The 15,289-nt window shown below is 58.0% G+C and carries 11 protein-coding genes; 8 read left to right on the top strand and 3 right to left on the bottom strand.

From position 1 onward, the window contains the following. Positions 1-38: 38 nt before the first annotated feature. From K3757_RS04640 to K3757_RS04630, 3 genes are all read right to left on the bottom strand, one after another. Positions 39-3,245 carry a reductive dehalogenase gene (locus K3757_RS04640; protein WP_409202570.1) on the bottom strand — a complete coding sequence of 1,069 codons (3,207 nt, stop codon included), beginning with the start codon at positions 3,243-3,245 and terminating at the stop codon, positions 39-41. A 235-nt stretch (positions 3,246-3,480) separates the two neighbouring features. Further along, positions 3,481-4,182: a GntR family transcriptional regulator gene (locus K3757_RS04635; RefSeq protein WP_259999800.1), complete on the bottom strand. Its 702-nt coding sequence runs from the start codon at positions 4,180-4,182 to the stop codon at positions 3,481-3,483. Further along, complete coding sequence (locus tag K3757_RS04630) at positions 4,179-5,546, bottom strand: formimidoylglutamate deiminase (protein WP_259999799.1); 1,368 nt, start codon at positions 5,544-5,546, stop codon at positions 4,179-4,181. Before K3757_RS04630 ends, K3757_RS04635 begins: the two co-directional genes overlap by 4 nt. Before the next feature lie 71 nt (positions 5,547-5,617). On the opposite strand from K3757_RS04630, the gene hutI reads away from it, so the two are divergent. The 8 genes from hutI to K3757_RS04590 all read left to right on the top strand — a co-directional run bounded on the left by hutI (position 5,618) and on the right by K3757_RS04590 (position 15,288). After that, positions 5,618-6,820, top strand: a complete 1,203-nt coding sequence (hutI, locus tag K3757_RS04625; RefSeq protein ID WP_259999798.1) for an imidazolonepropionase — start codon at positions 5,618-5,620, stop codon at positions 6,818-6,820. Beyond that, positions 6,817-8,343 (top strand): histidine ammonia-lyase, encoded by a 1,527-nt coding sequence (gene hutH, locus K3757_RS04620; protein ID WP_259999797.1) that lies wholly within the window; start codon positions 6,817-6,819, stop codon positions 8,341-8,343. The genes hutI and hutH overlap by 4 nt, the downstream gene beginning before the upstream one ends. Next, entirely contained in the window at positions 8,340-9,128 is a 789-nt protein-coding gene (hutG, locus tag K3757_RS04615) for an N-formylglutamate deformylase (RefSeq protein ID WP_259999796.1), read from the top strand. The genes hutH and hutG overlap by 4 nt, the downstream gene beginning before the upstream one ends. After that, complete coding sequence (gene hutU / locus K3757_RS04610) at positions 9,125-10,810, top strand: urocanate hydratase (protein WP_259999795.1); 1,686 nt, start codon at positions 9,125-9,127, stop codon at positions 10,808-10,810. The genes hutG and hutU overlap by 4 nt, the downstream gene beginning before the upstream one ends. 80 nt (positions 10,811-10,890) lie before the next feature. Then, entirely contained in the window at positions 10,891-11,976 is a 1,086-nt protein-coding gene (locus K3757_RS04605; protein WP_259999794.1) for a TRAP transporter substrate-binding protein, read from the top strand. 60 nt (positions 11,977-12,036) lie between these two features. Further along, positions 12,037-12,534 carry a TRAP transporter small permease subunit gene (locus K3757_RS04600; RefSeq protein ID WP_259999793.1) on the top strand — a complete coding sequence of 166 codons (498 nt, stop codon included), beginning with the start codon at positions 12,037-12,039 and terminating at the stop codon, positions 12,532-12,534. Next, positions 12,531-14,081 carry a TRAP transporter large permease subunit gene (locus K3757_RS04595; RefSeq protein WP_259999792.1) on the top strand — a complete coding sequence of 517 codons (1,551 nt, stop codon included), beginning with the start codon at positions 12,531-12,533 and terminating at the stop codon, positions 14,079-14,081. Before K3757_RS04600 ends, K3757_RS04595 begins: the two co-directional genes overlap by 4 nt. Before the next feature lie 163 nt (positions 14,082-14,244). Next, the gene (locus K3757_RS04590) at positions 14,245-15,288 is read left to right on the top strand and encodes an efflux RND transporter periplasmic adaptor subunit (RefSeq protein WP_259999791.1); all 1,044 of its coding nucleotides are present in this window, start codon (positions 14,245-14,247) and stop codon (positions 15,286-15,288) included. Position 15,289: the final 1 nt, after the last annotated feature.

The raw sequence follows: 15,289 nt of genomic DNA, 5'->3' as shown, positions 1-15,289 counted from the left end.
CCGATCCGGCTTTACGGGTGTTGGTGGCCGCCGCGCGGTCAAAGATCAACTTCGATCACGCCCCCTTCTTTGGCCGCACGGGACTGGCACAAGATCACCGTGGTCTCTCGTTGGGCTTTGGAAAGAACAAAATCGCGGTGCTCAACCTCACCCGATATCAACCCACATTTGCATACGCCACATAGGCCATCGGCGCATTTGACGTCCAGATGAACGCCGTTCTCGGCCAGTACATCCGTCGCAGGACGGTCCGCTGGCACAAGCAGATCGCGCCCTGATCTGGCAAGGCGCAGGGTGAAATCATGGTTCACATAATCGGGCACTTCCGGCACGGAGAAATACTCAAGATGCAGCGCATCATCTGGCAAACCCGCCCGTGAAGCGGCCTGCATAACCGCCGCCATATACGGTTCTGCCCCGCAGGTATAAACATGCGTGCCTTCGGGCTGATTTGCAAAGATCGTCGTGAGATCCGCCCGGCTGCCTTCATCAGAGACATGGAGCGCGACGTGAGATGCCCAGTCAAACACGGCAAATTCTTCCAGAAATCCCATCGTTCTGCGCGTGCGCCCTGAATAGTGCAACTCGAACGAGCGGCCTTTGGCAAAAAGTTCGTGGGCCATGGCGATCATCGGGGTAATGCCGATTCCCCCCCCCATCAGCACCGTATGCGTGGCGCCATCAACCAGACCGAAGTGGTTGATTGGCCGGGAGATAAACACCCTCCGCCCCTGCGTGAAGATGCGGTGCATAAACTTCGAGCCGCCGCGCCCTTCGTCCTCGCGCAGCACAGCAATCTGATAGGTGCTACGGTCTGCGGGATTGCCTGACATCGAATATTGGCGCAGGAATTCAGGCGCCACAACGATGTCCAGATGTGCGCCAGCCTGCCATTCTGGCAGATCGCTTCCGTCAAGGGCGCTGAATTCGTATTTGGTGACACCTTCGGCGATCACTTCTACCTTGCTTACCAAAGCAGCGATGACCGGACTTTCCCCATCAGCTGTGTAGATATGGGCGACCTGATCGATCGTTCCGTTGTCCAGATGTGCTTTGTACTGCTCTGCTGTGATCATGGCCTGATAGGCTTCGATCCCCGCCTCGCGGTCCATCGGATAGGGATATGGATGGGGTGGTGGCGCAAGAGGTGCAGGATAGACCGCCAGTGTCTGGTCCTCGTATTCGAGTTTCAGGTCCTTTTGCAGCTCACGTGCGTTCACCGGTGCTTTCGCGGGCTGGTAGCTGCCGCTCTCGTCCAGCTCCAAATCCCACCACCACTTTTTGACAGGATTCAGCCCGCCATTGCCCACGGCATCGTCCAGCTTTGCCAAAATCGGTGCCGCGGACGGGATGTTCATCGCCGCCCAGCGGAACGGCTTTTCCGCGAACAGACCTTCAAGGTTCCAGGGACAGGTTTTCATGCAGCGTCCGCACATTGCGCCACCTTCGGTGGTGATGCGGTAAGTCGCACATTTCTGGCTATCCGACTTCCAAATCTCGTATCCATTGAACATCAGCTTTGGCCCGGCAGTGATTGCACCGGACGGACATTCGCGCGCGCATTTATTGCAGGCCTCACAGAATTTTTGCAGACCGAAATCGATCGGTTTGTCATGGGCCATGGGCAAATCAGTTGTCACAACTCCAGACTTCAGACGCGGGCCAAGAAACGGGTTAAGGATGACCTCTCCGATCCGGCTGACCTCCCCCAAGCCAGACAAAAGCAACAAGGGTGGTTGCAGCACTTCGCCGTCCATCACAGTATGCGCTTTGGCGCTATAACCCAGATTGCGGATTTGCTGTGCAAGCACCCCGCCCAGCAATGAAAACCGCAGATAGGCACGCATGGATTGGGCAACACTGATCCAGTCGTCTCCACTGGCACCCTCCATTGTCTCATAGCCTTGATCAATGATCACGCTGATCGCCTGATCGTGGGGCGGATCAATCACATCCCCGCGCGCATCATGACTGTACCATGTCCAGTCGGGGCACGCCGAAATGCCAACAGCATCACAGCCCAACCAGTAAGCGGTCGCCTTGACCAATTCTGCCGCCTCTTGCGGGGGCAGTTTCACACGGTTCGGTGCGGGCGTGCCGTCCTGCAGCAAAACGAAAGCGCCCAGCGCACGACGCTGCGCCATCGACGGGGCCGCCTTGCGCGCATAGTGACCACCGGCCGCCCCCTTTTGGACGGCTTTACCCAGGTCTCCGAATTGCGCGCGGGCAAACAAATCCGCCCGTTTTGGCACCCGCGCAACCCGCGCCGCGTCAATATAGGTGGTAGGAGATTCGACCCGTTTAAGAGTTTCAAACGGATGCGCCCCATCTACAAAGCGCCGTTTGGCGAAGGGAACTGCGTTGGAAGCATTGCGCGCATATGGTCCACCAAACCGCCATTTCAAGCCAAAAGCGGAAACTGGCTGACGCGCCATAGGTTCCAAAGGCAGATCAGGCGAAACCTCGAACGTGGTCGTGATTGCAGCAAGCCCAAACCGCGTGCCGATATAGGGATGTATCAGACCGCCGTTTTCAAGCGTGACAAGGCCGGCGGCGACAGCCAACTGATTGAGATCTACATCCGCATCGGCCCCTGTATGCGCACGCGCATCGTACCCCAAGAGACGAATATATTCGGCCAGTACGACAGCCGTTTCAGCCGCCAGAAGGCTTGCACGATGGGCTTGCGCACGATCAATCCAACCGGTGCCTGCTTCGCCGTCCTCAGGCGCGCGCGGATTTTCATACAGCAACACGATCGCGTGCGTGTGGCCATCAATGGTACCCGGCGGGGATGCGATGGAGTCCTTTAAATCGGCCATAATCATATCAATGCCGGAGGCCAGCGTTTTCGTCTGGCGCGTGCGCAAGGTTTCAGCCAGCCGTGACAAGGCCGGATTACGGTGCGGATGATCCAGAATAGCAGAGCGCGGCAGCAAACAGCTACCGACCACAGCGGCATCTGCGAAGTAGCCAAATGATTTAAGATGCGCCGCCCGCTCTGCCGGATCATCGGGACAGGCTGCCTTTTGCGCATTGGTACTGCCATGCCGGATAGCGTCCAGCATCGCGTGGTACTCTCCCATGGCGTTAACAATGCTGCGCGGGTCCTCGGGCCGTTCAAAAACCAAGGGAGAATGCGCAAGAATTGCCGACAGGTCAGGCATATCACGCCTGCGCGCCAGCAGCTCTGATGGATAGGGGCCTTTATGCACCGGTCTGTTTTTGCTTGAAAAAACGTTCATTGATCCCATTCCGTGACGGCTTCGCCGAGCAACCTATTGCACAGAACCAGCAAGGTCACGGCAAAGAATGACACAAAACTACCCTTAGCTGTTTCGGATCAAAAATACGGGCCTGAATTGCTGCCTTCTAGGTTCGGCTTTGCACCGTGGTTGACTGAGTTACTCGGGAATTGACGGCCTTTGGCAAAACTCAGCGCTGTCTCTTTCTCAACCTCTTTGGTGCAGACCTGTTCGATCAGTTCTGCGCAACCAATTGATATCCAGGGGCCGCGACGGCCTGAACAGTCGTGATTGGATCAAGCCCAAGCCAGGTCGTACGCTCGATCACGAGCAGCGCCGCGCCGGCACCGGTTGCAAGGTGTTCGGCGCATTCGCCCTCGGCACTCATCGCGTAGAACCGGACATCAAGTCGGCTGTACGGCTTGTTGCGCACCAGCCATTCGTTCGCACTTTCGCTTTCCAGATCGACGTCCAGAATATCGGGATTGGAACGGAGATCGACCCAGCGATCTTCAAAGATATACGGGCGGTTATCAGCCAGATGCAGCGCCTTGACCTGAAGCATTTGTACCGGATGCTGGATGCCGAACCGGACCATCACCGACATCGGCGTATCCGCTAATGAGCGGCTGATCAGCTGGTAGCTATATTTGCTGCCCCGTTGTTCGACCTCTCGCCGCGTGATGGGAATATCAAAGGTAGCGCGTGTGACGGGGTCTGCCCGAACGTGTGTACCGCCTTTGCGCTTACGCTCGACCAGACCGATTTGGGCCAAATCCTGCATGGCACGGTGAACAGTGGGACGCGCGCAGCCCAATTCGGCTGCAATGTCTTCGTCCCGCGGCAGCCTGTCTCCGGGTGCATAGGTTCTGCTTAGGATCCGGTCGCGTATCGTATCGCGCACATCGGTCCAGGAAAGCCGCGTCTGCCCAGTCAAATGTTGGTCTCCAGTTGCCGCATTACAGTTTTGAAGTTCGAAACTATGGCATCGCGCCTTGAATGGCGACCCTCCTTAACCACATGGCGACCCGCGCTCCAGACATCGCGAACACATGATTTACCACCGCCCCCGAAAATCAGACTGTCCAAGGCCGCGTCGCCCTGCCGGTTGCAGAGCCATTGGTTGTCATCATCCAGCCCGACCAGATCAGCCCATAGGCCCACTTCAATCCGGCCACTGTCGCGACCACCCGCCTGCGCACCACCTTTGGCTGCTGCGTCGAAAAGAACACGGCCTGTGGAGCGATCTTTCGTTGCCAATGCCGCACGTGACAGATCACGCAGACGCTGGGAATACTCCAGTGTCTTAAGTTCTTCAAACAGCGAGATATGCACATTGGAATCAGAGCCTACCCCCAAAGCGCCGCCCTGCCCCATGTAAGTGGTCCCGTTAAAGATCCCGTCTCCGAGGTTCGATTCTGTCAATGGACACAGCCCCGCCACCGCACCTGTCTTGGCAAGGGCTGCCGTCTCTGCCTCGGTCATCTGCGTGCAGTGGATCAAACACCACCGGTCATCGACCGCATAATTATCCAAAAGCCATTCCGTGGGACGTGCACCCAGATGTGAAAAAACTTCATCTACTTCCGCCACCTGCTCTGCAAGATGCATGTGAACCGGACCTGATCCTGCCTGTCCAAGGATGTCTGCAAGGCCCTCAGGATTGACCGCCCGCAAAGAATGCGGCGCAACCCCTGTGGCATAGTCACCCGCCCCCAAAGCGACCGCCCCGACCGCATCTGTATGCAAGCGCATGAACCGATCAGGATCATTCCCGAACCGTTGTTGCCCGCCATTGAGCGGGCGCAGATCACACCCGCCGAACTGATAATGAACAGGCAGCAATGTCAGGCCGATGCCACTGGTAAGCGCGGCTGAAACGATCCTCTCGGACATCTCTGCAAGGTTGCGATAAGGCACACCACCAACGTCATGGTGCAGATAATGGAACTCTGCGACAGCGCCGTACCCTGCCTCCAGCATTTCCATGAAAACCAGCGCGGCAATTGCCTCAACCTGATCCGGCGATAATTGGTCCAAAAACTTGTACATCAGCCGCCGCCAGCTCCAGAAGCTGTCTTTGGGATCGGGGCCACGTGCTTCGGTCAGACCGGCCATGGCGCGCTGAAACGCATGGCTGTGCAAGTTCAACGGCGCGGGCAAAAGCAGCGCTACACGGCTAGTCGGTGCACGCAGCTGTGGACCCAGACCTGCGATTCGCCCCCCTGCATCCAAGGTCACTTCAACATCGCTCTGCCAACCCGTCGGGGTAAGCGCCTGTTTCGCATGAATGATTTGCACGAAATAACTCCGTTGACTTTATTAAGTACATACATATTAATTTTATGTAACTCTCAACGCAAGGATTCTTGATGCCCCGCTCCCACGTCATGACCGGACTGACCGCCGCAACGATGAGCCCCGACACGCAGGGATACGGCCTGATACAAGATGCGGCGATTGTCCTATCGGAGGACCTGATTGACTGGGTTGGCCCGGCCGCCACGCTTCCTGAGCGGTATCGAGAACTGCCGCGTCAGAACCTTGAGGGGCGTCTGGTCACTCCTGCCTTGATTGATTGCCACACCCATATTGTTCACGGCGGCAACCGCGCGCGCGAATTCGAGATGCGCCTGAACGGTGCGAGTTATGAAGAAGTGGCGCGCGCCGGTGGCGGAATTATATCGACAGTCACGGCGACCCGTGCGGCGACCGAGAACGATCTGCTGTCCAGCGCCTTGCCCCGCGTTGACGCTTTGATCGCCGAAGGGGTCAGCGTGATCGAGGTCAAATCAGGCTACGGGCTGGACATCGAAACCGAGCTTAAGATGCTGCGCGTGGCCCGTAAGCTGGAGCAACAGCGGCCCGTGCGCATCGTCACCAGCTTTCTGGGCGCGCATGCGGTGCCTACCGGCATGGACGCGGATACCTATATTGACACAATCTGCCTGCCCGCTCTCGAAGCGGCACACGCCGAAGGTCTGGTCGATGCGGTGGACGGGTTTTGTGAGGGCATCGCCTTTGACACGGCGCAGATCGCCCGCGTTTTTGACAAAGCCCGCACGCTGGGTCTGCCAGTGAAATTGCATGCCGAACAGCTGAGCCACATTGGCGGAACCGCATTGGCGGCGCAGTATGGCGCGCTGTCTGCCGATCATGTGGAGTATGCCACCGCTGAGGACGCAGCCGCACTGGCAGCGGCAGGCACGGTTGCCGTTGTGCTGCCCGGCGCATTCTACACAATCCACGAAACCCAAGCGCCGCCGCTTCAGGCCTTTCGCGACCAGGGCGTTGCTATGGCTGTGGCCACAGATTGGAACCCCGGGTCATCCCCTATGGGTTCCCTTCTTTTGGCAATGAATATGGCCTGCACCTTGTTCCGCATGACCCCGGCAGAGGCGCTGGCCGGCACGACCCGCAACGCGGCCCGTGCGGTAGGGCTGCCAGACTGCGGGGTCATTGCCAAAGGTATGCGCGCGGATCTGGCGATCTGGAACGTGCGCGATCCGGCTGAATTATCTTATGGCATCGGAATCAATCCCCTCCATGCCCGTCTGCTTGGAGGGAAAACATGACGCTCACACTCATCCCCGGTGCCGCGACGCTTGTACAACTCGAAGCGCTCTGGAGGCATTCGGACCCAGTTCAGCTTGATCCCGGGGCGCGCGCAGCTGTCGACGCATCCGCCGCAATTGTCGCACAGGCAGCCAGCGGCAACACACCCGTGTACGGTATCAACACCGGCTTCGGAAAGCTCGCGTCGGTGCGGATCGCGCCACAGGATACAGCGACACTGCAACGCAACCTGATCCTGTCCCACTGTTGCGGAGTGGGCGAAACCCTTGAACCAGGCACGACCCGCCTGATGATGGCGCTAAAGCTGTTGTCGCTGGGCCGGGGCGCTTCGGGCGTGAGGTGGGATATCTGCGCGCTGATCGAAGCGATGATAACAGCCGACGTGCTGCCTGTGATTCCGGTACAGGGGTCGGTCGGTGCCTCGGGCGATCTGGCCCCGTTGGCGCATATGGCCGCCGTGATGATCGGTGAAGGCGAAGCAGTCTTTCAGGGGCAAATAATGGCAGGCGGTGCGGCGCTGGATGCGGCGGGTCTTCGCCCTGTTGTGTTGGGCGCCAAAGAGGGCCTTGCCCTGATCAACGGCACCCAGTTTTCAACAGCCCTTGCGCTGGCGGCCCTGTTCGAAGGCTGGCGCGCGGCGCGTGCTGCTGTTGTGACGTCTGCACTGTCCACAGACGCGATCATGGGGTCTACCGCTCCGTTAAATCCAGCGATCCACAGCCTGCGCGGTCATCAAGGCCAGATTGAAGTTGCCGCCGCAATGTCACGCCTTCTGGAAGGAAGCATCATCCGCGAAAGCCACCGCGACGGGGACACCCGCGTTCAGGACCCCTATTGCATCCGATGCCAACCACAGGTGACGGGCGCTGCGATCGATCTGCTGCGCTTTGCAGCCCAGACGCTCCGGATCGAGGCAAACGCCGTCACCGATAACCCCCTGGTGATCCCAGCGACAGGAGAGATCCTTTCAGGCGGCAACTTCCATGCCGAACCTGTCGCCTTTGCCGCCGACCAGATCGCACTGGCGCTGGCGGAGATCGGGGCGATTGCCCAGCGCCGCGTGGCACTGATGGTGGACCCCACATTGTCGTTCGACCTGCCACCTTTCCTGACGCCTGCACCCGGCCTGAATTCCGGCTTGATGATCGCGGAAGTCACCACGGCCGCGTTGATGAGCGAGAACAAGCATCTAGCCAACCCCTGCTCCACCGACAGCACGCCGACCTCGGCCAATCAGGAGGACCACGTCAGCATGGCAGCGCATGGCGCCCGCCGTCTGGGGCGGATGACGGCGAACCTGTCGGTCATTCTGGGGATTGAGGCAATGTGCGCCGCGCAAGGCATCGAACAACGCGGGCCGCTGACGACTTCTGCGCCCTTACAATCAGCCATTGATTGTCTGCGCAAAACCATCCCGAGCTTGCAAGAGGACCGTTATCTTGCGCCCGACCTCAGAGACGCAGCCGATTGCATTTTGACAGATAGTCTTGCCGCTGCCGCCGGTCTGGAGATGATGCTGTGAGCTGGATCGACGTCTCACAGGGTGACAGCCCACTGGTGTTGGGCCTGCCACACACTGGCACGCACATCCCCGAAGACTGCCGCGCGCGGTTGAACGAAACAGGCCGCGCGATCGCAGACACGGATTGGCATATCCACACCCTCTACAACGGTTTGGTGCCTGACCTCACGACAGTGCGCACTAACGTCCACCGCTACGTGATCGACGTCAATCGCGACCCGTCAGGCAACAGCCTTTATCCCGGCCAGAACACCACAGGCCTGTGTCCGCTGACCGATTTTGACGGACGAGCGATACACCTTGATGGTCAAGAACCCGACGCGGCAGAGATCGAACACAGACGCGCCACCTATCATGCGACCTACCATCTGGCCTTGGCGACAGAGCTGGAAAGGATCAAATCGATACACGGTTTTGCAGTGCTTTATGATTGTCATTCTATCCGGTCGCGCATCCCGTTTCTCTTCGATGGCGTCTTGCCGGATTTCAACATCGGCACCAATTCCGGCGCAACCTGCGCGCCAGACATCGAATCCAAAATCAGTGAAATGTGCGAAAAATCAAATAATTACAGCACGATCCTAAATGGTCGCTTTAAGGGCGGCTGGACCACCCGTCACTACGGTCAACCTGCGTATGGCATCCATGCAATCCAGATGGAGTTAGCCCAATCGACCTATATGCATGAGGCCCCGCCGTGGACCTATGACACAGACCGCGCATCCCGACTGCGCACACACCTCAAAACCATTCTCGAAACGCTGTCCAACTGGAGGCCATCATGAGCGACCCCCGCAAAAATACTCGCGATATCTATCCGCCGACGGGCACCGAGCTGACCGCAAAAAGCTGGCAAACAGAAGCACCGCTGCGGATGTTGATGAACAACCTGCATCCCGACGTTGCCGAGAACCCGCATGAGTTGGTGGTTTATGGCGGCATCGGGCGTGCTGCGCGGACGTGGGAGGATTTCGACTGCATCGTTGCCAGCCTAAAGGACCTTGACGCGGACGAGACATTGGTCGTCCAGTCGGGCAAGCCGATAGCAATTGTCAAAACCCATACCGACGCGCCCCGCGTGTTGATTGCCAACTCCAACCTTGTGCCTCATTGGGCCACTTGGGATCACTTCAACGAGCTCGATAAGAAGGGTCTGGCGATGTATGGCCAGATGACAGCCGGATCGTGGATTTACATTGGCACCCAAGGGATTGTGCAGGGCACATTTGAAACCTTCGCCGAAGCTGGTCGCCAGCACTATGACGGCGATCTTACGGGCAAATGGATTTTGACCGGCGGACTTGGCGGCATGGGGGGCGCCCAACCCTTGGCGGCGGTGATGGCCGGTGCTTGCTGCCTGGCTGTTGAATGTGATGAGACACGCATAGATTTCCGAATTCGCACCAGATACCTTGATGCCAAAGCACAAACGCTCGACGAAGCCTTGGCGATGATCGCAGACTGGACTGCCAAGGGTGAGGCCAAGTCCGTTGGCCTGCTGGGAAACGCAGCAGAAGTATTCCCCGAACTAGTCCAGCGCATGAAGGACGGAACTGTCCGGCCTGACATCGTAACCGATCAGACCAGCGCGCATGACCCGCTGCACGGCTACCTGCCCCAAGGCTGGAGCGTGGCGGACTGGCGCGCCAAACAGGAAAGCGATCCAAAGGCCGTCGAGAAAGCAGCGCGCGCCAGCATGAAGGCGCATGTTGCGGCGATGGTAGACTTCTGGAATGCCGGTGTGCCTACGCTGGATTACGGCAACAACATCAGGCAGGTTGCACTGGAGGAAGGGTTGGAGAACGCCTTTGCCTTTCCCGGCTTTGTCCCCGCCTACATCCGCCCGCTGTTCTGCCGTGGCATCGGACCGTTCCGCTGGTGCGCATTATCCGGCGACCCCGAGGATATCTATAAAACAGATCAGAAGATGAAGGAGCTATTCCCGGACAACACCCACTTGCACAATTGGCTGGATATGGCGCGTGACCGTATTGCCTTTCAGGGTTTACCCGCGCGCATTTGCTGGATCGGTTTGGGTGATCGCCACCGCGCCGGGCTTGCCTTCAATGAAATGGTGGCAAGCGGCGAACTGAAGGCGCCTGTGGTGATCGGACGGGACCATCTTGATTCAGGGTCGGTCGCCTCTCCCAATCGCGAAACAGAGGCGATGAAAGACGGCTCTGATGCGGTGTCGGACTGGCCGCTTCTGAACGCGCTGGTGAATACCGCAAGCGGGGCCACATGGGTCAGCATCCACCACGGCGGCGGCGTAGGTATGGGGTTCTCCCAGCACTCGGGCGTTGTAATTTGCGCTGATGGCACCCCCGAGGCCGCCAAGCGGATCGAACGTGTGTTGTGGAACGATCCGGCCAGCGGCGTCTGGCGGCACGCTGACGCTGGCTATGAAGACGCAATCGCCTGCGCGCGCGAAAATGGCCTCCGACTGCCGCGCATTCTGGGAAACTAAGCCCGCGCAAAGCGTGATCCCAACATTCAGGACCAACCAAAAGAAAAATCAATAATTCAAACCCAACAAGGAGAAATGACATGGACAGACGGAAATTTCTGGCAACAGCAAGCATTGGTGCAGCGGCAACAACGCTCGCGGCCCCCGCCACCGCGCAGGACGTGCGTGAGTGGAAACTGGTATCTGCCTGGCCTAAGAACCTGCCCGGACCGGGTGTAGCGGCGCAAACGCTGGCTGATCGCATCACAACGCTTTCGGGTGGGCGGATCAATGTGACGCTTTATGCAGCGGGCGAAATCGTCCCGGGCAATGGGGTTTTTGATGCGGTTTCTGAAGGCACAGCCGAACTTTATCACGCGGTACCTGCCTATTGGGGCTCAAAATCCAAAGGCATTTTGCTGTTCGGCTCACAACCCTTTGGCCTGCGCGCTGATGAGCAATTTGGCTGGATGTATCATGGCGGCGGTCAGGCGCTGTATGATGAAATGTACGGACGTTTCGGGATCAAGCCGTTCTTGTGCGGCAACTCCGGCCCACAGTGGGCAGGCTGGTTCAAGAACGAGATCACCTCTGTCGAGGACCTTAAAGGGCTGAAATTCCGCACCACAGGGATCGCGTCGCAAATGGCGGCTAAACTGGGTATGGCAGCCGAAGCCATGAGCGGCCCCGCAATGTTCCAAGCACTCCAGACCGGCGCGTTGGATGCAGGAGAATTCATTGGCCCGTGGACAGATTCCGCGCTCGGTTATTATCAAGTTGCGCCCTACTACTACTGGCCCGGCGTGGGCGAGCCTTCCTCCGCAGAGGAATGCGGCGTGAATTCAGACGTGTTCGCGGAGCTGCCGGATGACCTGAAAGAAGTCGTCACGCAGGCATGTCAAGGTCTCTATAACCCTGTCTGGACCGAGTACATGACGAAGCATGCGCAATCCCTGCAAACTCTGGTTTCAGAGCACAATGTGAAGGTTCGTAAGCTACCTGACGATGTGATCGCAGCCATGGGTGTGGCGGCAGAAGAGATTATGCAGGAATATCTTGCCGATGACGATGAACTAGTGGTGCGCATCACCGAAAGCTTCATCGCCTACCGCGATCTGGTCGGCGGTTATATGAGCTATGCCGACAATGGGCAGATGAATGCCCGCGCGGGTGTGTTCGGCTATTAAGCCTCTTGCGATGCGCAGCGATTGTGCTGCGCATCGCTACCTAAAACACTGGGGGCGAAGATGCTTTTGATCGCAGATGCAATTGACCTAATGAACCGCGTTGTCGCCAGCCTTGTTCGATGGCTTGCCCTGATTATGGTGCTGGTACAGTTTTGCATTGTAATCGGGCGCTATGTCTTCGGCTTCAATTCGATCGCGGCCCAAGAAAGCGTGCTGTACATGCATGCCACCCTGTTCATGCTTGGCGCCGGTTACACCTTACTGGTGGACAAACATGTCCGCGTTGACGTTTTCTATGCCAAGGTTGGCGATGCCGCCCGCAGGCGCATTGATGTGATGGGCCACCTGTTTCTGCTGATCCCCTCAATGACAGCCCTCCTGTATTGGTCCTGGCCCTCTGTTCGAAACTCATGGCGGATACTTGAGGGGCCGATATCTGTCGGCGGGATCGAGGCCGTCTTCCTGCTCAAATCTCTCATTCCTGCCTTTTGCATCCTGATCCTGCTACAGTCAGTGTCTTCGCTGGTGCGCTTGTTTCATGGAGAACGCACCGCATGATCGAATATCTTGACCTGATTATGTTTGCGGCTCTGATGGTCGCCGTACTTTCAGGTTTTCCCGTTTCGTTCAGCATTGCCGGTGTTGCCATCGGCTTTGCCTATTTAGGCTGGATGCTGGGGGTTATGGATGTTTCGCTGCTGGGCGCATTGGGCCAGCGTGCATACGGCCTGATTGGCAACCAGGTGTTGATTGCCATTCCTGTCTTTGTGCTGATGGGCGCGATCCTTGAAAAAAGCAAAATCGCCGAAGACCTTCTGGACACGATGGGACGCTGTTTCGGACAGCTGCGCGGGGGCTTGGGAATTTCCGTGGTGCTGGTTGGCACGCTACTTGCTGCCTCCACCGGCATCGTCGGCGCAACTGTTGTCGCTATGGGGATGATCGCCCTGCCCTCAATGCTGCGCGCTGGCTACAACCCTGCCTTGTCTGCCGGCATCGTGTGTACAGCCGGTACGTTGGGGCAGATCATCCCTCCCTCCACTCTGCTGATCATTTTGGCGGACGTGATGTCGAATGCCTACCAACAGGCGCAATACGAGCAGGGAAAATTCGCCGTCGAAGCCCTGTCAGTTGGCCAGTTCTTTGCCGCGGCGATGCTTCCGGGGCTGCTGCTGGTCGTGTTGTATCTTCTGTATATCCTGATCCGAGGCGCACTACGCCCCACTGACATGCCCCCCGCAGACTTCGGCCTTGCCCGCCCCGACCGTCATGAGATTGTCGCGGCAATTGTTCCGCCAGTATTGCTGATCTTCGCGGTGCTCGGCGCGATTTTGGGCGGCGTCGCCACCCCGACCGAGGCAGCCTCCGTTGGAGCGGTCGGTGCCTTGCTGATGGCGGGACGCCGGATAGGCATAAACCCCAGGCTGATCTTGATCGGGGCTGTGGCGCTGGTTCTTCTGGGCTTGCTCGCAGGGGCATATCCGGTACGGCTGCAACGCAGCGACAACGGTGTGCTAGAATGGGTGATCGGGGCTGTCTATGCGTTATTGGCAATCATCGGCCTTGGTGCTGTTGTGCTTGCTCTACGCGCCGCCATCCGAACCAAGATCATACATGAGGCCGCTACCTCGACCTTGACGATGACCGCGATGATCTTTGCGACCATCCTTGCTGCCGGCTTTTTCTCACTGGTTTTTATCGGGCTGGGTGGAGAGGAGCGCGTGGCACATCTGCTTGAAAACCTGCCCGGCGGACCAAATGGCGCGCTACTGTTTGTGATGCTCTTTGTCTTCGTGCTTGGCTTTTTTCTGGATTTCGTCGAAATTTCCGTGATCGTTTTGCCAATGGTGGCCCCGTCCCTCATTATCATGGGGCATGATCCGATCTGGCTGGGCGTGCTTCTGGCAATCAATTTGCAAACCAGCTTTCTGACGCCTCCGTTCGGCTTTTCGCTGTTTTACCTGCGTGCCGTTGCCCCCGAAGAGATAACCACAGGCCATATCTATCGCGGTGTCGTACCTTTCATTGCGCTGCAAGCCATCGGTATTTTGCTGATCTGGGTGCTCCCTTCCATCGCCACATGGCTGCCATCCGTGCTTTTCTAATCGGGTTCATTCGTTGGCGAATAACCTGACCTGCCCAAAAGCGTGCTACAATCCAGATATCACATGCACATCGACGCACACAAAAGTGAACTAAACAGTTTGCTTTTTCCGGCCGGAGATATAAGTCGAAGAAAGCATTTAATCTACGACATAGGAACAACACATGCGCAGCCATTGGTTTGTAACAGGGGCTCTAGCCTTGATTATTCCGTTTGCAGCAATGGCACAGGAAGACCCAGTGCAGCCCGCGCCCAAACCAGTCAAGTTGATGGAGCTGTCCAGCCAATCGCGCGTTCTGCAACGGCAGTTCTTTGGACAAGTGGCTGCGAAACAAACCGTGGACCTTGCCTTTCAGGTCGGTGGACAATTGCTGGAACTAAGTGCCGAAGAAGGCACCACAATGCCAAAAGGCGCGCTGATCGCACAGCTTGACCTGGCGGGCTACGAACGCGCGGTCGCACAGGCGCAGCTAAATTACGACAAAGCACAACGTGATGCACAACGGCTGGAAAGCTTGCGCGGACAGGCTGTTTCGGCTGTTCAGGTCAGGGACGCGGAGACGCAATTGAGACTGGCGGCAATTGCGCTGGAGAATGCACAAGACGATTTAGGTCACGCCACCCTGCGCGCGCCGTTTGATGCATTGATCGCGCGGCGGCTGATTGCAAATTATCAGACAGTTACAGCAGGCACGCCCGTTGTGCGCCTGCACGACATTTCGGAACTGCGGGTAGACATCGAGGTCCCCGAAGTTCTGTTTCGGCAGGCCGGCGCGGGTGATCGCGTCGCATTCACCGCAGTCTTTCCAGGTGATCCGCGGCGCTTTGCCCTGAGCATGCGGGAATTTGAAACAGAGACTTCCAGCATTGGTCAATCCTATACCATCACGCTGGCTTTTGCCGAAAACCCGGGCGCTTTTGTATTCCCGGGCGCATCGGCAACAGTCTATGCCAGCGCCGAGGGCAAAGCCCCCGATGGCATTGTCCTGCCAGAAACAGCGCTTGTTTACGGACCTGACGGCGCCGCCTTTGTGATGGTGTTTGAGGGAGACACAGTTCGCCAAACGCCGGTAGAGATCGAAATGCGCGAGGACGGGCAGATTTATCTGGTCGATGGTCCATCGGATGGCACGCAGATCGTCATGACAGGCGCTTCGCAATTGCGTGACGGCCAACAGGCGCGTCCTTTCACCCGCATCGGGGAGTAAG

Origin of the sequence: Sulfitobacter sp. S223 (assembly GCF_025143825.1) — a bacterium.
Taxonomy (GTDB): Bacteria; Pseudomonadota; Alphaproteobacteria; order Rhodobacterales; family Rhodobacteraceae; genus Sulfitobacter.
The sequence above is the reverse complement of the archived record's forward strand: the minus strand, read 5'-3'. Positions and strand labels throughout refer to the sequence as shown.

Excerpts from the sequence above, each read along its gene's own strand:
- K3757_RS04590 (WP_259999791.1), top strand. The coding sequence starts at position 14,245 with ATGCGCAGCCATTGGTTTGTAACAGGGGCTCTAGCCTTGATTATTCCG.
- hutI (WP_259999798.1), top strand. The coding sequence starts at position 5,618 with ATGCCCCGCTCCCACGTCATGACCGGACTGACCGCCGCAACGATGAGC.
- K3757_RS04605 (WP_259999794.1), top strand. The coding sequence starts at position 10,891 with ATGGACAGACGGAAATTTCTGGCAACAGCAAGCATTGGTGCAGCGGCA.
- hutU (WP_259999795.1), top strand. The coding sequence starts at position 9,125 with ATGAGCGACCCCCGCAAAAATACTCGCGATATCTATCCGCCGACGGGC.
- K3757_RS04595 (WP_259999792.1), top strand. The coding sequence starts at position 12,531 with ATGATCGAATATCTTGACCTGATTATGTTTGCGGCTCTGATGGTCGCC.
- K3757_RS04640 (WP_409202570.1), bottom strand. The coding sequence starts at position 3,245 with ATGAACGTTTTTTCAAGCAAAAACAGACCGGTGCATAAAGGCCCCTAT.
- hutH (WP_259999797.1), top strand. The coding sequence starts at position 6,817 with ATGACGCTCACACTCATCCCCGGTGCCGCGACGCTTGTACAACTCGAA.
- K3757_RS04600 (WP_259999793.1), top strand. The coding sequence starts at position 12,037 with ATGCTTTTGATCGCAGATGCAATTGACCTAATGAACCGCGTTGTCGCC.